This is a genomic window from Ulvibacter litoralis (assembly GCF_900102055.1).
Classification (GTDB): domain Bacteria; phylum Bacteroidota; class Bacteroidia; order Flavobacteriales; family Flavobacteriaceae; genus Ulvibacter; species Ulvibacter litoralis.
In genome coordinates this window covers 638213-656038 of record NZ_FNBA01000001.1, presented here as the reverse complement: position 1 = coordinate 656038, position 17826 = coordinate 638213, and the positions used below count along the sequence as shown (strand labels likewise).

Genomic DNA, 17826 nt, shown 5'->3' with positions numbered 1-17826 from the left:
TATCATTATTAGTGAAATAAACGCATTTAAAAACATAAATAGTATGAAAGATCATCCGTCAAACAACAAAGGAGAAGCATGGGAAATTAATGATAGTAATGGAGTAAAGTGTCCTTATTTTGAAGGAATCCAAAATGAAGTAGCGGGTGGAGGAACTTCCAATCGCGATTGGTGGCCTAACAAGTTAAATTTAGGAATTCTTCGACAAAACACATGGAAATCCAATCCTATGTCACAAGAATTTGATTACCCCAAAGAGTTTAATAGCTTAGATTATGAAGCATTAAAGAAAGACTTAGTTGCATTAATGACAGATTCACAAGATTGGTGGCCTGCAGATTATGGTCATTACGGAGGTCTTTTTATTAGAATGGCATGGCATAGCGCAGGAACGTATCGTGTCACCGATGGTCGTGGGGGTGGAAATACCGGAAATCAACGTTTTGCTCCTTTAAATAGTTGGCCCGATAATGGAAATCTAGATAAAGCAAGATTATTGCTTTGGCCTATTAAAAAGAAATATGGAAAAAAGATTTCTTGGGCAGACCTTATGATTCTTGCAGGGAACTGTGCGTTAGAGTCGATGGGCTTTAAAACGTTTGGGTTTGCTGGAGGAAGAGAAGATGTTTGGGAACCTGAACAAGATATTTATTGGGGTTCCGAAACGGAATGGATGGGAAATAAAGAACGTTATGAAAACAAAGAGCTTGAAAAACCGCTTGGAGCTGCTCACATGGGACTAATTTATGTAAATCCAGAAGGTCCTAATGGACAACCAGATCCTCTTGGTTCGGCGGTTGACATTAGAGAAACGTTTGGACGTATGGCTATGAATGATGAAGAGACTGTTGCATTAATAGCAGGAGGACATACTTTTGGAAAAGCACATGGCGCAGGAGATCCAGAATTGGTAGGGGTAGAGCCTGAAGGTGCTGGAATAGAAGCTCAAGGGAAAGGATGGTTAAGTACGTATGGTTCTGGTAGTGGAGATGATACAATTACCAGTGGTATTGAAGGTGCTTGGACTCCAGTTCCAAATCAGTGGGATCACGATTACTTTAAAGTGTTACTTGGATATGAATGGGAGTTAACAAAAAGTCCTGCTGGAGCACATCAATGGAAGCCTACGGAAGCTTCCCACGCTCGAAAAGCACCAATGGCGCACGATAAGTCTAAAACGCAAGATTTGATGATGACAACGGCAGACATGGCGCTGAAGATGGATCCTACGTATAAAAAAATATCACAACATTTTCTTGAAAACCCAAAAGAGTTTGAAGATGCCTTTGCACGTGGATGGTATAAATTAACGCACCGTGACATGGGACCTGTATCTCGATACCTAGGTCCAGAAGTGCCTTCTGAAGAGTTAATATGGCAAGACCCAATTCCAGCAGTTACTTATACATTAATTGATGCAGCAGATGTTGAAGTATTAAAGAGAAAACTATTGGCTTCAGGATTAAGTATTTCACAATTAGTTACTACTGCTTGGGCTTCCGCATCAACGTATCGAAATTCTGATATGCGCGGAGGTGCCAATGGCGCACGTATTCGTCTTGCACCACAGAAAGATTGGGAAGTGAATAATCCTACTGAGTTATCGAAAATTTTAGAGACAATCGAAAGTATTCAGAAAGAATTCAATGATGCACAATCTGGCGATAAAAAGGTTTCAATCGCCGACCTTATTGTTTTAGGTGGAGTAGCTGCCATAGAACAAGCGGCAAAAAATGCAGGGCATCATGTTACAGTTCCTTTTACTGCAGGAAGAGAAGATGCATCGCAAGAGCAAACAGAAATAGAGTCGTTTGCACACTTAGAGCCTGTGGCGGACGGATTTAGAAATTACTTACATACCGATCAAAAGGCAACGGCAGAAGAACTATTAATCGATAGAGCACAGTTATTAACGCTTACGGTACCAGAAATGACCGTGCTTATTGGCGGAATGCGTGCTTTAAATACTAATTTTGATGGTTCTAAGCATGGAAGATTTACAACTACTTCTGATGCGCTTACCAACGACTTTTTTGGAAACCTTCTCGATTTAGGAACTACATGGAAAGCAACTTCCAATGACGATCAAGTTTTTGAAGGACGCAATAGAAAAACAGGTGAGCTTTTATGGACTGGAACAAGAGCCGATCTTATTTTTGGATCTAATTCAGAGTTGAGAGCCATTGCAGAAGTATACGCTTGTGAAGATTCTAAAGAGAAATTTGTAAACGACTTTATCGCAGCCTGGGATAAAGTGATGAATTTAGATCGTTTCGATGTAAAATAATCTTAAGACATAATTCAAAAACAGATTAATTTATCTTATCATTAGTTTAACAAAGCAGCATATCTATATGTTGCTTTGTTTATTTATATTTAGTGTTATGAAAGAAGAACTTTTTAATGCCATTCGAAACGAGGATGCAGCCAAAGTAGCACAGGTTTTAAAAGAAGCACCTCAGTTAGTGACCGAAAAAGACGCGAGAGGTTCTACGCCCTTGCTTTTAGCGACCTATTATGGGTTCAAAGACATTACAGAAATTATTTTGAATCACCCTCAAAATATAGATGCACAAGATGCTTCAGGAAATACGGCCCTTATGGGGATTTGTTTCAAAGGATATGAGCCGTTAGCGAAACTTTTATTAGAAAAAGGAGCAAACGTAAATGTTCCAAATTACAATGGCGCTACGGCACTTATTTTCGCTGCAACTTTTGGACATAAAGACATTCTGAAACTATTAATTGAAAACGGTGCAGATGCAATGGTTAAAGATGACAAAGGGCTTACTGCAAAAGACCATGCTACTATGCAAGGCAGTAAAGAAATAATCAATTTATTAGAAGAACTCACCTAATGGAAACTCTTGCTGTTACTATTATTCAGTCGCATTTGCATTGGGAAAATGCAGTAGCGAATCGCGCTCATTTTTCTGAAAGAATTGCGGCTATTTCTGAAAAAACAGATCTTATTGTATTGCCCGAAATGTTTACCACGGGATTTTCAATGAATGCCAAAGAGCTTTCTGAAGCTACCGATGGCGCGACTTTGCAATGGATGATTTCAGAAGCAAAAAAACAACAAACAGCCATCACAGGAAGTGTTATTATTGCTGAAAATAATACGTATTACAACCGTCTATTCTTTGTATTTCCAGACGGAACTTACACTACTTACGACAAGCGACATACGTTTACGCTTGCCAAAGAACATGAAACCTATACTGCGGGAGAAGAACGCTTGTTGGTTGAGTATAAAGGCTGGAAAATTTGTCCGTTGATTTGTTACGACCTTCGATTTCCAGTGTGGGCGCGGAATACGGAAGCTTACGATGTGTTGCTTTATGTTGCTAATTGGCCTAAAAAAAGAATTACGGCTTGGGACGCATTATTAAAAGCACGCGCTATCGAAAATATGACGTATTGTGTGGGTGTTAACCGAATTGGCTTGGACGGAATGGGACACGAATACGTTGGGCATTCGGCAGTATATGATGTGCTAGGGGAACAAATTTCAACAAAAGATTTTGAAACAGAATTTTCAGAAACGATTGTGCTTCAGAAATCACATATTACAAAGAATCGCGAGCACCTTCAGTTTCTAAAAGATCGTGATTCGTTTAGTCTAAAATAAAGGTTTCATTTAAACTCCAATTGGCTTTCACTTCAATTCTGGATGGATAATACAGAATCTTTTCTGGTGCTAAACGCTGCAAGAAATTTCCAGTATCCCATCTTTTATTGCCATTTTCGTCATAGATAATCCGAATGTAATATTTGCCAGGATTGATATAATCGAACAATACAGAATTGTTTTCAGTTAGATAGGTTTCAGAAACCACTTTAAATTTTTCAGTAACCAATTGTACGATAATAGGAAATTCTTTGGCATTTTTAAGCGCCAGCGTTAAGTTTCCATAGTCGGAAGTTGGCTTTGTAGTAACTCTATAAAATAAGGAATCATTGGTCTTTCCGAAGAAATCTGTAATTCCGCCAGGTAGTATTTCTATGGCATATCGTTGTTCTTCTTTTTTGTCGAATACAATTTTAGCCACATTATAAGTTGAATCTAAAACGATGGAAGCAGGTACCGCAACCGAATCTTTGTCTAAGACCTGTAATTTTTCCGAAGCCACTTTTACGAGAGGTCTCGTCGCTTGAATTTTTAGGGTGTCTAAAGAAGTTAATGTTCCCGCATTCATGTGCGAAAAGGAGAGTGAATCTGCAAACAAATCGCGCATTCGTACGGTAAGCGTATCTCTTTTAGTGTAATTTTTCGCCAAAAAAATTAAAGAGTCTGCTTCAAATGCAGGTTTAAACCAATAATGAATCGTGTCCTTTTTTAAATCTCTATAGGTCGTATATTCAAAATCGGAAGGAACTTCAGAAAGCACTTCAAGCTCCAAATTTGTAGCATCGCCTTCAAAACCAAACGAGATATGGTTTTTCGTTTCGTGTTTCGGTCGTGCTATTTTATAGGCGGGTTTTTCTTTGAAAAGAGTTAAGGTGTACGAGCTGTCGGTAGGCAAGGTTACAATCGATTTTTCAAACGCAATTTTATCATTTTTTGGCTGAAAAGTATAATCATTCGTTTTTTCCTTCAGTGCTAGTAATAGATAATTCCCTTCCTTGATATTGGTAAGTTCAAAGGTACTTGTCGAATCTTTTGTGGTGGTGATGTAGGTTGGTTTTTCTGAAAGGACCAAGGAATCTTTAAATGTATCGTTTACTTCGTATAAAACAACAGTAGTAGGGGTTTCTGGTTTTGCCAATTCTGCATCTACAATTTTCCCTGAAATTTTTAAGCTGTCAATATAGCTTCCGGTAGAAAAGACATATTTAAAATATTCAAATGCATTCTCTTCATTGTTGTCAACGATGCTGTTTCCGAAGTTAAAAGAATAGGTTGTATTCTCTTTTAAAGTATCCAAAATTTTAATTTTCAGCACTTTTGAAGCACTTAAAGGCGTGATGCTAGGTGCGTTTTTCATGGGAGGAGAAATAATTAACTCCTTCTGAAGGTCTTTCAGTTTAATATATTCATCAAAATAAATACGAATCTCATTTCCGGTAAACTGTGTGCTGTAATTTTCTGGATTACTTTTTACAATTACGGGCGGAATGCTATCGCGTTTCCCTCCAGACGGAGAGCCCTTTTTAGCACAATCTACAAATGAAAGTGACAGCAAAAAAAGGATGGGAATATACAGTAACCGATGTTTCATGCAGCAAAAGTAATAAGATTTTTGTTAGGCAATGGCAATTGTAGCAAGGCTTATTTTTGTGTTTTCAATTTTAAGCAATTGCAAGGCGCAGTTTTCGAGGGTAGCACCTGTGGTAATAATGTCGTCCACGAGTAAAATGTGCTTGCCTGTTAGTTTTTCAGGATGTTGTACCGCAAATATTTCTTCGGAATTAAAACGTGTAAACCGCTGCTTGAATACCTGTGATTCGGTTTTTGAAATTTTTATAAGCACTTTGTCTTCATACGGAATTTGAAGTGCTTTGGCTATTTCCTTTCCAAAGCCCTCAACTTGGTTGTAGCCTCTTTTTTTACGTTTTTGTTTATGAAGCGGCACAGGAACTACCACATCTATCGCTTTATAAGCAGCTACTTCTGAAAGTTCACTGCCAAGCCATTTCCCGAAAAAGGAACTAATTTCCTTCTTTCCGCGGTATTTAAGATTGTGTAATAACTCTTGCGTAATTCCTTTTTTCTGAAACTGAATTAAAGCTGTTGCATTTTCAACAGGAAATCTTCCATAAAAAACAACTTTCATAGCTTCATTATCCGTTTTATGATGACTTATCATAGGAAGTGCATGCCTGCATTTTACACAAATGACGGTTTCTGCTTTGGAAAGCGTTGATTTACAGGCGTTACAAGTCCTTGGAAATAAAACATTTAACATATTTTAATTTTTTTTATCATTTTATAAACGTTTTATTTTAACACACTTACTACTTTAGCTTCTTCAAACAATAACATGTAACCTAATGGACACAGAGAATAACAGTTCTAAATTTAAGATATTAATTGGTGTTTTATCAGTTTTATTGATTGGATTAGCCGTTTATACGGTATCCCTATACAACGATAGCAAAACCGCAGTTACTGGATTAGAACAACAAAAAGCAGATATTGAAACTGAATTAGAGTCATTAATTGCAAATTATGACGAGGTAATTCAAGACAATGAACTAAAAGATAAAGATTTATTAGCAGCCAGAGAACGTATTGAAGAATTGTTAGAATCCGTAAAAAAATCGGAAGCTAATATGGCACTTATTGGACGTTACAAAGCTGAAATTGGTAGGCTAAAAGAAGAGCGTAAATTGCTTTTCAAAAAAGCAGACAGCTTAATTTACGCAAACCAACGATTGGCGCTAGAAAGAGATAGTACTTCTAATGTGCTTTCTAAAACTTATATGGTGGTAGATTCTGTAAATCAAAAGAATACTGCTATGGCGGAAACCATTAAAAGAGGAGCAACGTTAAGTGCTACCGATCTTCGTGGAGATGCTGTAATTGTTAGAAAAAGTGGGAAAATTGTTGATACACGACGTTCTAGCAGAGCTGATAAAGTAAGAGCTTGCTTTACATTGGCACCAAATAATATTGCTGAAAAGGGAGATAAATTACTTTTTGTACAGGTAATAAATCCTAGAAATGCACTTTTAGGAAACAATGAATCTATTATGATAGACGATGCCGAACTTAAATATAGTGCTTCTAGTAAAGTATTTTATGAAAATGACGAATTGGATGTATGTATTTTAGTGAATGCTGCAGAAGATGATCTTATTGAAGGGAAATACACCATCAATGTTTTTGATGGCGCAAGACAAGTTGCTACCACAACTATGGATTTGAAATAAAATTATACGCCTTTTGGCAAAAAAAACTTGAAACCGCTACGAACTTATCGTAGCGGTTTTTTTATTTTTGCGAGACTATGGCAAATAACGAAGATCAGTTTAAGAAGGTAATATCACACGCAAAGGAGTATGGATACATTTTTGCGTCTAGTGAAATTTACGACGGACTTAGTGCTGTGTATGATTATGCACAGAATGGAGTCGAACTAAAAAAGAACATTAGAGAATATTGGTGGCGCAGTATGGTGTATATGCACCAGAATATTGTGGGAATAGACGCAGCAATCTTGATGCATCCAACTACTTGGAAAGCTTCTGGACACGTAGATGCGTTTAGCGATCCTTTAATCGACAATAAAGATTCGAAAAAGAGATATCGTGCCGATGTTTTAGTAGAAGACTATGCCGAAAAGCTACATCAAAAAGCCCAAAAGGAAATTGATAAAGCAAAAAAACGTTTTGGCGAAAGCTTTGACGAAGCTCAGTTTGTAGCAACCAACGATCGTGTGGTTCGTTATAAAACACAGCAAAAAGAAATTTTAGAGCGCATGGCGAGGTCTTTAGAAAAAGAAGATTTAGCCGATGTAAAAGCACTTATTGAAGAGCTTGGAATCTCCGATCCTGATACAGGTTCTAAAAATTGGACCGATGTACGTCAGTTTAACTTGATGTTTGGAACCAAGTTAGGAGCTTCTGCAGATAGCGCGATGGATTTGTACTTACGTCCAGAAACAGCACAGGGTATTTTTGTGAACTTCCTGAACGTTCAAAAAACGGGAAGAATGAAAATTCCTTTCGGAATTGCTCAAACAGGAAAAGCCTTTCGTAACGAGATTGTAGCGCGTCAATTTATTTTTAGAATGCGTGAATTTGAACAAATGGAAATGCAATTTTTTGTACGTCCAGGCGAAGAAATGAAATGGTATGAATACTGGAAAGAAACCCGTTTAAAATGGCACCATTCGTTAGGATTGGGGGAAGAAAATTACCGTTTCCACGATCACGAAAAATTAGCACATTACGCAAATGCTGCTGCCGATATTGAGTTTAATTTCCCATTTGGCTTTAAAGAACTAGAAGGAATCCACTCGCGTACCGATTTCGATTTAAAAGCTCACGAAGAGCATTCGGGAAAGAAACTACAGTTCTTTGACCATGAAACTAATAAAAACTACACGCCATACGTAGTAGAAACTTCTATAGGTTTAGATAGAATGTTTTTAGCGGTATTTAGCAAAGCATTGCAAGAAGAAACGTTGGAAGACGGAAGCACACGTACCGTTTTAAAACTACCTTCTATCTTAGCTCCAGTTAAAGCTGCAGTGTTGCCATTGGTAAAGAAAGATGGCTTGCCAGAAATTGCTGAAGGTATTATCAATGACCTAAAGTGGGACTACAATGTAATCTATGATGAAAAAGACGCTGTTGGAAGACGTTACAGACGCCAAGATGCTAACGGAACTCCTTTCTGTATTACGGTAGATCATCAAACCAAAGAAGACAACACGGTAACGATTCGCTATAGAGATTCGATGGAGCAAGAGCGTATTGCTATTTCTGAAATTTCAGAGAAAATGCAAGAAACGATTTCATTTAAAAAATGGCTTCCGTAAGCAGTAAACTTTATAATACATATCTAAGCAGCTTCAGTTTTATAATTGAAGCTGTTTTTTTTAGAAATAAGCTCTTAATTGTACACTTCCGGTGTGAACGGTATTCGCGTTTTTACTATCCCTTCCGAAGTACGACAAATTAGCATCCAAGTATTTGGTAATTCGCTTCTGAAATAACAAGCGCCACGTATAATTGACGCCAGGTTGCAATCCTTCCAATATTTGATAGGCAACGGGAGAAAAAGCACTTCCCGAAAAGTCGTTGTCGATGTAATTAAACTCACCATTGATCGATATTTTTTCAGCATTGGTGTACGAGAATGAAAATCCTAGTTTTTGCTGATCCAACGTTTCCATATCGCCCAACTGATTGCGTTTGTTTAAAAACTGATAGAACACATCAAAACTGGTCTGATTGTTTAGTAAGTAGGACAATTTCGGGTTTATTTCGTAAGTGTCTAATGTGTAATTTCGAGCTACAAAATTGTCGGAAATACTTTCGTTACTTCCTAACGTCCCTTTTACATTTGCCAACCAAGTTTCCCATAGTTTGTGGTTAAAACTTAGCTGATGACTTTTCAATTTGTTTTCCTGAAGTCCAAGCGATAGTAAATTACTGCTCGAAGTAGATAAATAGGTGTAGCTTGTGGTGTATCGTTGCTTTCCGCGGTTAAAAAATAACGCATTTCTGAAATTTAGCGTTAACCCAAGCTGATCTTCACCACCATCTTGAAACGGATTGACTTCAAAACTGTCATCTTTACGTTTTATTTTCCGATCGATGATATAGGAGGTCTGATTGTAAAAGCGTGATAGTATCTTCTGAAACCCTTCTTTTGAAGACCAAGATTGCGGATTTAACGTCACAATCTGACTGAATTTATTTTCTCTAATTTTCAAGAACACCTGATTGGGCAATAGCACGCGAACGTATTCGGCTTCATCCTGAAACTGTGCAATTTCAAACTCTTCTAATTCCTGAATTCCATTTTGGTTGTAGTCAATCCACGTATAAACACCATTTCCAGCTTCCACTTGAACGTAGGTGTATTCTTGCTGCGGAATTACACCGTTGTTGGTTTCAACAGCAGTATTCAGCCGAATTCCGCCGTTTAAAAGCGACTGATTGTATAAAATACGGGAGTTTAAGGAAGCATCGTCAGCTTCGTCACCATATTCATCTTTCAGAAGTCTATAATTTGCATAAAGTGTGAGCTGTGCATTTTTACCATTAATAGGTTTCGATTTTAAGTAATACGTATGCGACGTGCTCACCTTGGTAAGTGCCAAATTTCGCAAGCTATCATTCACGCGATGTTGGTATCCAGCTTCTATGTAAACACCCGTACTGTCTCCAATTCCGGTAAATGCTTCGTAGGATGTATAACTCTGACTTAAGGGCGTTAGGCTGTCATTGGCGATGGTTTTTACTTTGTTATTTTCTATACTTACTTTTGCACCTACCCACGCTTTATTTAAAGAATATACCGTCTTGTTGTGAAGTCTGAAAAATTTCGAATCATAGGTAGCGCCTTTGCTATCTAAATAACTAGCATTGGTATTCGTTTGAAGCTTTTTTAACTGTACTGCGGAAACTATTTCGTGTCGGGACCCTTTGAAGTTTTCAGAGTAATCTAAATTCTGAAACGAATACTGTGCACCACCTACATTTGGTTTTGAAACTTCAAGTCCAGTTGTAACAAATCGTTGATTTCCTAAGGGGTCGGTAAGGTTCCAATCTCTGGCAAACTCAATATTGTAAATCCGTTCAATGTTTCTGAAGTCTTCATTTAGAAAATCGATAGACCCAAATGCTTTTACTTGCAAGGTGTCTGCAGTAGTAAGAAGGATTTGTTTTACGTTTAGTCTTCCTGCAAAGCCATTATTATTACTGTCGTCGATGTTTGAAAACAGGTTGAGGTCATTTTTACTTCCCGCCACTTCAAAGTCGATTCTAGTCTTTTCTGAAGGATGGTAGCTTCCATTCAAACCACCAATTTGTAATTTGGTAGGCGCACTTAATTGAATAATAGGTTCGTAATTTCCTTGAGGAACGCCGTTTATCGGTGCCACATATTCAAAAATGCGGTTAATCGCATTGGTGCTGTTTAACACATAGTTCCCTAGTTGATCGCCCACCAACGTAAATCGAACGCTGTACAATTCGTCTTCCGGATTGGTTGAAAATATATATATTTCTTCCCCGTTTTGAATCGCTCTACGGTACAATATTTTGTTTTCAGAATAACTGTCCAACACTGCCGATGGTGCATTCATTAAATCTGGATTGTCTCCAGCCACTTGTAAAATATCGACTTGCTCTTCGGATAAATTTTGCTGTAACGGCTGATTTTTAGCATCGTTTTCAGAATAAACATAAACTCCAATATCGAGTTTGTCGCTGGTATAGTTTCCGCCGCCATACCCAATAAAACGCGTGTAATTTCTATCGGTGTATTGATATTCGACCGAAATTCGCATGTTTTCAGTAATCGGATAGGTCGCATTAAACTTAAGTTCCCCTGCGTTGTAATCGATAACGTAATCTTCGTTTTCGCCTCGCTCTAACAACAATCCATTCACATAAACACGCTCACTTCCCGAGACAATTAAAATAAAGAGTTCTCCGTTAGGACCTACTAATTTGTATGGACCTTGGTTTCCTTCTTGTCCCACAAAAGCACTTCTAGCAAACACACCTCTCACTAAAGCACCAGCAGCATACGCCGTTGTTTTGGCGCCACTTTTATGTGTTACAGAACCGCTCAACGAAATACCTTGTACTTTTTTGTTGAAACGTCCGAAGTAGCTGTTGCTATTTTGCAAATCAACATCACCTGCGCGAATGTTCCAATTGTCGCTGTAGAGTTCGATAAAAATTTGATCAAATTCGTCCAAGCTTTGCGAATAACCACCTTCTTGCGTGGGAATATTAGCATCCTGAATGGAGGCTCTAATAGAAACCTTGTCGCTTAATTTTCCTGTAATTTGAAGGTCTAATTCAGAATTTACTACTGCATTCTGATTATTTCCGATGGTAATTCCTCTCGAAATGCTACCTGCGGTATTTAAACCGTCAAAAGGGGTAAAGGTTTTGTTAGAGTTGCTTTGTTGTAACGAATACAAACGGTCTATTTTGCCTGTATTGGGAACAATCACTTTAGGGTCTACCGTAAAATAATTACGGGTTAAGAAATTCGGGTAGCGCAAATAATCGATGACCAAGGTGTCGGTTGTTTGTTGCAAACTTTCAGAAAGAAAGACAACTCCCTTTTTATAATCTACGGTATATTGTGTGGTGTCTATTACCTTTCCGAAGTGATCCTTCATTTCAAAACGAGCAGGATTAATACTTACCGTGTCTAAAACGATGGTGTCGGTAACCGCAATTCTCTTCGTGCGATACGTAGCCGTAGTATCTTGAGCATAGCCTAAAGAAGCCAAGCAAAACGCAAAAAGGAACAGGTATATTTTCATTACTTATAGAACTACTCACAGCGCAGTTTATTTTGTTGATTGTTTTTTAAAAATAGTTCTGCGATTGTACCGTGTAAAAATACAATGTTATTTAAATTAGTAGTTTTTAATAGCAATTCCTTTTTAGCTTGTTTTTACAGGTAAGATCACACAAAAAGGGCAATACAATCAATCATTTTGAAAATTATATCGTACAACGTTAACGGAATTAGAGCAGCCATGCGCAAAGGTTTTATCGAGTGGCTGCAACAAGCCAATCCAGATGTTATTTGCATTCAAGAGACCAAAGCCAATATGGATCAAGTGGAAGTAGATCAAATTGAAGCGGCTGGTTACCATCATTATTGGTTTAGTGCTCAGAAAAAAGGCTACAGTGGCGTTGCTATTTTTACCAAAGAGAAGCCTAAAAATATTGCCTACGGAACAGGAATTCCGTCTATGGATTTTGAAGGCCGGAACATTCGTGTCGATTTTGAAAATGTTTCAGTAATGAGTTTGTATTTGCCAAGTGGAACCAATATTGCCCGTTTGGAGCATAAATTTGAATTTATGGCATTGTTCCAAGACTATATTAATGAGCTGAAAAAAGAAATTCCGAATTTGGTGATTTGTGGCGATTATAATATTTGTCACGAAGCAATCGATATTCACGATCCAGTTCGCAACAAAAATGTGTCTGGCTTTTTACCTGTTGAACGCGAATGGATTGGAAATTTCATGGAGAGCGGATTTATAGATTCGTTCCGTCATTTTAATAAAGAGCCCGACCATTACACATGGTGGAGCTACAGGGCTAATGCTCGCGCAAACAATAAAGGATGGCGTATCGATTACAATATGGTGTCGCAACCTTTACAAGAAAACTTGAAACGCGCCGTTATATTACCAGAAGCGATGCATAGTGATCACTGTCCGCATTTGGTGGAGCTCTCTTTTGCATAGTCTAAAAATTAAAACCCAATAGTAACCTACAATAGCATTTAAATGATTAAAAATATTTTCTTCGGAATTGCACTTGTTGCAATGACCACCTCTTGTGTCTCTTCAAAAATCTACGAAGATTTAAAAGACAAATACGCATCCCTTAAGTCTGAAAATGAAGATTTAATGTCGCAGTTAGATGGCGCTGAAGGCAACGCAGATACCTATACATTGGCGAATCTTCAGAAAAAATTAGACGAATTAAATGCTGAAAAAAGTAGGTTGGCGATGGATTTGTCTGCTTCAGAAAGTAACTACAAACGATTGAAAGATTCGTACGATGCCTTGGAAAAAAACAGTTCTTCTTCGCTTACTGAAAATTTAGAACTGAACAGAAACCTGTTAACCCAACTAGAGGAAAAAGAAAGAGCATTAACGGCAGAAGCGGAGCGATTGAAGCAGCTTCAAAGCGATTTGGCTGCGCGTTCACAACGTGTAGATGAATTGGAAGGAATCATTGCGTCAAAAGATGCAAAAATGAAGGCCTTGAAAAATGCAATTTCGGCAGCGCTTACCAATTTTGAAGGCAATGGCTTAACCGTAGAGCAACGCGACGGAAAAGTGTATGTTTCTATGGAAAACAAATTGTTGTTTGAAAGTGGAAGCTGGGCCGTGAACAGTCGTGGAAAAGAAGCCGTAGTGGCGTTAGGAAAAGTATTGGCCGACAATCCAGAGATTGCCGTTTTAATTGAAGGGCATACAGACAACGTACCGTATGGTGGTAATGGAACACTACAAGATAACTGGGATCTTTCTGCAAAAAGAGCTACCGCAGTGGTTACTATTTTAACGCAAAATGGATCTATCTTAAAAGACAACCTGACAGCAGCAGGGCGTGGCGAATACGCACCGATTGCTCCAAATAATACTTCGGAAGGACGCGCTAAAAACAGACGTATTGAAGTGATTTTAACGCCAAAACTTGACGAAATAAACAAATTATTAAACGAGATTTAGGAGTCGCAGTTTGTTGTACTAGAAATCGCTTTTAAACGCTTACATGAAATACACAAAATTACCCAATACCGATCTTGACGTTAGTGAAATATGCCTTGGAACCATGACGTTTGGGCAACAAAACACCGAACAAGAAGCGCACGAACAACTTAATTTTGCCTTTGATAAAGGAGTTAATTTTATAGATACTGCCGAAATGTATGCTGCTCCAGCAAGTAAAGAAACGCAGGGTCTTACCGAGAAATTCATAGGGACTTGGCTGGCTAAAACAGGCCAACGAGAAAATGTGGTTTTGGCGTCTAAAATTGCAGGTCCATCGCGCGGATTTGCCTATTTAAGAGACTCTTTAGATTTTAGCAAAGCTTCTTTGGAAGACGCATTGCATAAAAGTTTAAAGCGTTTGCAAACAGATTATTTAGATTTGTATCAGCTGCATTGGCCCGAGCGTGCGGTCAATATTTTTGGAGTTCGGGAGTACGATCATAGTGAAAATGAAGCTTGGAAGGATAACTTTTCCGAAGTGATTGAGCGTCTCGAAAGTTTTGTAAAAGAGGGTAAAATTAAACACATCGGACTCTCCAACGAAACGCCTTACGGACTGATGCGCTACATGGAAGAATCGCGTAAAGGAGCCACGAAAATGGTGTCGGTTCAAAATGCGTATAACTTGCTCAATAGGAGAGATGAAATTGGCCTTTCGGAAGTATTGTTGCAAGAAAATGTTGGGTATTTACCGTATTCGCCACTTGCTTTTGGACAACTTACCGGAAAATACCTCAATGGCGCAACCCCTTCAGATGCACGTGTTACATTGTTTCCAAATTATGTACGATATCACGGTGAAGGCTCTTTTGAAGCAATTCGCGCTTATAATGACATTGCTAAAAAACACGAACTCAGTTTAGCACAGTTGTCATTAGCGTTTGTTCGGCAACAAGACTTTGTAACGTCCACAATTATTGGCGCAACTAAAATGCAACAACTTTCCGAAAATATTGAAAGCGTACACGTAACCCTTTCCGAAGAAATTTTAAAAGAAATAAACCAAGTTCACGCACGCATTCCGAATCCGGCATCTTAACCTACAAAGGCGCTATATCCTGTAATTGCACGACCAACAATCAAGGTGTTGATCTCTTTGGTGCCCTCGTAAGAGTAAATGGCTTCGGCATCTGCTACAAAACGCGCAACGTCGTACTCAAGTAAAATTCCGTTGCCACCCATGACTTCGCGTGCACGACTTACCACATCGCGAGTTCGCATGCTACAAAATACCTTGGCTAACGAAGCTTGCTCGTCGGTAAGAAGATCTTGGTCTTGTAATTCTGAAAGACGGAAACACATGGTTTGCATGGCAGTAAGGTTTGCGAGCATTTCTACCAAATGATTTTGAATCAGTTGAAAAGCCGCAATGGGACGACCAAATTGTTCTCTTTTCTTGGTGTATTTTAAGGCGCTTTCGTAGGCACCTCTAGCGCAACCCACCGCTTGCCACGCAACACCAGCACGTGTCATTTTAAGCACTTTGGCAGTGTCTTTAAAACTATCACACTTTTGAAGACGATCACTTTCAGGAATGTGACAATCGGTGAGTGTTATCTTCGCATTTTGAACGGTACGAAGGGCCATTTTATCTTCCATTTTTTCGGCTTTAAAGCCTGGATTTTCCTTTCGAACAATGAAACCTTTTACGCGATTGGTTTCTTTTTCTCTTGCCCAAATAATTGTAATATCACTAAAAGTTGCGTTTCCTATCCATTTTTTTTCGCCGTTTAAAATCCATTCGTTTCCTTCTTTATAGCAGGTAGTTTCCATGCCACCAGCAACGGCAGATCCCACATTGGGTTCGGTTAAGCCAAACGCACCAATCACTTCCATACGCTGCATTTTAGGAAGCCACTCTTCTTTTTGAGCATCGCTTCCGCAGAGATAAATAGAGCCCATTGCCAAGCCGCTATGAACCCCGAAAAAAGTGGAAATAGAAACATCTACGCGGGCAAGTTCCATGGCGAGTACGCCTTCCATTAAAAAAGATTGATTGGGGCAACCGTAACCTTCATATGCGATTCCGCAGATATTAAGCGCACCGATTTTAGGAATGATATGGTGTGGGAATTCGGCTTTATTCCAATATTCGTTGGCGATGGGTTTTACTTCATCTTCCATGAAATTGCGTACTTTTATCTGAATATCGCGTTCTTCCTGACTCAGTTTTAGGCTGAGGTCGTAAAAATCGCCATCGATAGGAGGTAATTTGTGTTGCCCTCTTTTTCCTTGTGTTTTCAGCATTTTCATCAAGCCTTTTAATTGGGTATCGTCCAATTCACCCACGGCTGACATGACTTCAGGAATGTTTATTTTTTTTGAAATTTTAGCTAAAGCATCTAGATCTACTTCCTGCATGAGCGAAATAGTCTGTTTAATTTTTGAGAAAATAGACATAGTACGAGTTTTAGAGTCTCTTAAAGATACTCGCTCCTGTGTTTACTTTCGCCTAAGAAATTGTTAATACTGAATTATTTAACGCAGTATTATCCGAAAAGATGGTGCACCACATCGTGTACTTTGGCTACTTTAATAATGTTGATGTTGTAGTTTTGCTTCGGAAGCTTTGCATATTTTGAAATCACAATAGAGGTAAATCCAAGTTTTTCGGCTTCAAGAATACGTTGTTCCACACGAGTAACGGGTCTCACTTCGCCTGCAAGTCCGACCTCGGCAGCAAAGCACATCGTTTTATCGATGGCAATATCAATATTTGAAGACAAAACTGCTGCGACCACGGCAAGATCGATGGCTGGGTCGTCTACTGTGATTCCACCAGTTACATTTAAAAAGACATCTTTTGCGCCTAGTTTAAATCCGGCGCGCTTTTCTAAAACGGCTAAAATCATGTTGAGACGTTTGGCATTGTATCCTGTAGCACTTCGTTGCGGTGTACCATACACAGCACTGCTTACCAGCGCCTGAATTTCGATCATAAGCGGACGCATGCCTTCTAACGTTGCCGAAATGGCGGTTCCGCTGAGGTCTTCGTCGTTTTTGGAAATTAGAATTTCGGAAGGATTCGATACTTCACGTAAACCGCTTCCTTGCATTTCATAAATTCCCAATTCGTTGGTAGAACCAAACCTGTTTTTATTGGCGCGAAGAATACGATACACATGGTTGCGGTCTCCTTCAAAATGAAGTACGGTATCGACCATGTGCTCCAATATTTTAGGTCCGGCAATGTTTCCATCTTTGGTAATGTGACCAATTAATATCACAGGAGTCGCTGTTTCTTTGGCAAATTTTATAAGTTCGGTCGTAGTTTCACGAATTTGAGAAATACTTCCAGGACTACTTTCAATATAATCGGTGTGTAGGGTTTGTATAGAATCTATCACCACGATATCGGGGTTCATTTGTTCTATATTTCTGAAAATATGTTGTGTTTTTGTTTCGGTTAAAATGTAACAATTTTCAGAATTTGGATGAATACGTTCGGCGCGCATTTTAATTTGTTGTGCACTTTCCTCTCCCGAAACATAGAGTGTTTTGTACGGTAATTGCAAGGCAATCTGAAGCATTAACGTACTTTTTCCAATTCCAGGTTCCCCTCCTAAAAGGGTGAGCGATCCTGGTACGAGTCCGCCACCAAGCACTCTGTTTAATTCGTTGTTTTTGGTGTTTAAACGCGCTTCGGAAGCCGTAGTAATGTCGCTTATTTTTTGTGGTTTTGCCACTCGCTTTGAAGGAGCTTCAGAGGGATTCCAGCTTGCTTTTTCGGCTTTTTGAATGACTTCTTCAGCAATGGTGTTCCATTCCTTACATGAGGTACATTGTCCTTGCCATTTTGCAAACTGAGCGCCACAGTTTTGACAGAAAAAAGTTGTTTTAGTCTTTGCCATAATTCGTTCAGCTAAAGTAGCAATAT

Annotated in this window: 13 protein-coding genes; 8 read left to right on the top strand and 5 right to left on the bottom strand. The window is 38.7% G+C overall.

Features of this window, described 5'->3' with window-relative positions:
* The first annotated feature begins 43 nt into the window (after positions 1-43).
* From katG to BLQ00_RS03050, 3 genes are all read left to right on the top strand, one after another.
* Positions 44-2287 (top strand): catalase/peroxidase HPI, encoded by a 2244-nt coding sequence (gene katG, locus BLQ00_RS03060; protein WP_093140347.1) that lies wholly within the window; start codon positions 44-46, stop codon positions 2285-2287.
* 97 nt (positions 2288-2384) lie between these two features.
* A complete protein-coding gene (locus BLQ00_RS03055; RefSeq protein WP_093140344.1) occupies positions 2385-2858 on the top strand; it encodes an ankyrin repeat domain-containing protein in 474 nt (157 codons plus the stop codon).
* Positions 2858-3634: an amidohydrolase gene (locus BLQ00_RS03050; RefSeq protein ID WP_093140342.1), complete on the top strand. Its 777-nt coding sequence runs from the start codon at positions 2858-2860 to the stop codon at positions 3632-3634. The genes BLQ00_RS03055 and BLQ00_RS03050 overlap by 1 nt, the downstream gene beginning before the upstream one ends.
* Here the strand turns inward: BLQ00_RS03050 and BLQ00_RS03045 are convergent.
* Together BLQ00_RS03045 and BLQ00_RS03040 are read right to left on the bottom strand one after the other, a co-directional pair.
* A complete protein-coding gene (locus BLQ00_RS03045; protein ID WP_093140339.1) occupies positions 3621-5225 on the bottom strand; it encodes an Ig-like domain-containing domain in 1605 nt (534 codons plus the stop codon). The two genes, BLQ00_RS03050 and BLQ00_RS03045, sit on opposite strands and share 14 nt — an antisense overlap.
* Before the next feature lie 24 nt (positions 5226-5249).
* Positions 5250-5912, bottom strand: a complete 663-nt coding sequence (locus tag BLQ00_RS03040; RefSeq protein ID WP_093140337.1) for a ComF family protein — start codon at positions 5910-5912, stop codon at positions 5250-5252.
* Positions 5913-5997: 85 nt separating this feature from the next.
* On the opposite strand from BLQ00_RS03040, the gene BLQ00_RS03035 reads away from it, so the two are divergent.
* Positions 5998-6879, top strand: coding sequence for a hypothetical protein (locus BLQ00_RS03035; protein ID WP_093140334.1), 882 nt, complete (start codon positions 5998-6000; stop codon positions 6877-6879).
* Positions 6880-6956: 77 nt separating this feature from the next.
* Positions 6957-8492, top strand: a complete 1536-nt coding sequence (locus tag BLQ00_RS03030; RefSeq protein ID WP_093140332.1) for a glycine--tRNA ligase — start codon at positions 6957-6959, stop codon at positions 8490-8492.
* A gap of 60 nt (positions 8493-8552) precedes the next feature.
* On the opposite strand, the gene BLQ00_RS03025 is transcribed toward BLQ00_RS03030, so the two are convergent.
* A complete protein-coding gene (locus tag BLQ00_RS03025) occupies positions 8553-11969 on the bottom strand; it encodes a hypothetical protein (protein WP_093140329.1) in 3417 nt (1138 codons plus the stop codon).
* A gap of 177 nt (positions 11970-12146) precedes the next feature.
* Between BLQ00_RS03025 and BLQ00_RS03020 the strand changes: the two genes are divergently transcribed.
* Genes BLQ00_RS03020 through BLQ00_RS03010 form a run of 3 tightly spaced genes read left to right on the top strand, consistent with a single transcriptional unit; the run spans position 12147 to position 14988 of the window.
* On the top strand, positions 12147-12911 hold the full coding sequence (locus BLQ00_RS03020; RefSeq protein ID WP_093140326.1) for an exodeoxyribonuclease III: 765 nt from the start codon (positions 12147-12149) through the stop codon (positions 12909-12911).
* Between the two features lie 42 nt (positions 12912-12953).
* Positions 12954-13907 (top strand): OmpA family protein, encoded by a 954-nt coding sequence (locus BLQ00_RS03015; RefSeq protein ID WP_093140323.1) that lies wholly within the window; start codon positions 12954-12956, stop codon positions 13905-13907.
* Positions 13908-13950: 43 nt separating this feature from the next.
* On the top strand, positions 13951-14988 hold the full coding sequence (locus BLQ00_RS03010) for an NADP(H)-dependent aldo-keto reductase (protein ID WP_093140321.1): 1038 nt from the start codon (positions 13951-13953) through the stop codon (positions 14986-14988).
* Here the strand turns inward: BLQ00_RS03010 and BLQ00_RS03005 are convergent.
* Together BLQ00_RS03005 and radA are read right to left on the bottom strand one after the other, a co-directional pair.
* Positions 14985-16349, bottom strand: coding sequence for an acyl-CoA dehydrogenase family protein (locus tag BLQ00_RS03005; protein WP_093140318.1), 1365 nt, complete (start codon positions 16347-16349; stop codon positions 14985-14987). The genes BLQ00_RS03010 and BLQ00_RS03005 overlap by 4 nt on opposite strands.
* A gap of 89 nt (positions 16350-16438) precedes the next feature.
* A complete protein-coding gene (gene radA / locus BLQ00_RS03000) occupies positions 16439-17800 on the bottom strand; it encodes a DNA repair protein RadA (protein ID WP_093140316.1) in 1362 nt (453 codons plus the stop codon).
* Between the last annotated feature and the right edge of the window lie 26 nt (positions 17801-17826).

Coding starts and splice junctions, on each gene's coding strand:
- BLQ00_RS03050 (WP_093140342.1), top strand. CDS start 2,858: ATGGAAACTCTTGCTGTTACTATTATTCAGTCGCATTTGCATTGGGAA.
- BLQ00_RS03035 (WP_093140334.1), top strand. CDS start 5,998: ATGGACACAGAGAATAACAGTTCTAAATTTAAGATATTAATTGGTGTT.
- BLQ00_RS03025 (WP_093140329.1), bottom strand. CDS start 11,969: ATGAAAATATACCTGTTCCTTTTTGCGTTTTGCTTGGCTTCTTTAGGC.
- BLQ00_RS03040 (WP_093140337.1), bottom strand. CDS start 5,912: ATGTTAAATGTTTTATTTCCAAGGACTTGTAACGCCTGTAAATCAACG.
- BLQ00_RS03045 (WP_093140339.1), bottom strand. CDS start 5,225: ATGAAACATCGGTTACTGTATATTCCCATCCTTTTTTTGCTGTCACTT.
- BLQ00_RS03010 (WP_093140321.1), top strand. CDS start 13,951: ATGAAATACACAAAATTACCCAATACCGATCTTGACGTTAGTGAAATA.
- BLQ00_RS03005 (WP_093140318.1), bottom strand. CDS start 16,349: ATGTCTATTTTCTCAAAAATTAAACAGACTATTTCGCTCATGCAGGAA.
- BLQ00_RS03030 (WP_093140332.1), top strand. CDS start 6,957: ATGGCAAATAACGAAGATCAGTTTAAGAAGGTAATATCACACGCAAAG.
- BLQ00_RS03015 (WP_093140323.1), top strand. CDS start 12,954: ATGATTAAAAATATTTTCTTCGGAATTGCACTTGTTGCAATGACCACC.
- radA (WP_093140316.1), bottom strand. CDS start 17,800: ATGGCAAAGACTAAAACAACTTTTTTCTGTCAAAACTGTGGCGCTCAG.
- BLQ00_RS03055 (WP_093140344.1), top strand. CDS start 2,385: ATGAAAGAAGAACTTTTTAATGCCATTCGAAACGAGGATGCAGCCAAA.
- katG (WP_093140347.1), top strand. CDS start 44: ATGAAAGATCATCCGTCAAACAACAAAGGAGAAGCATGGGAAATTAAT.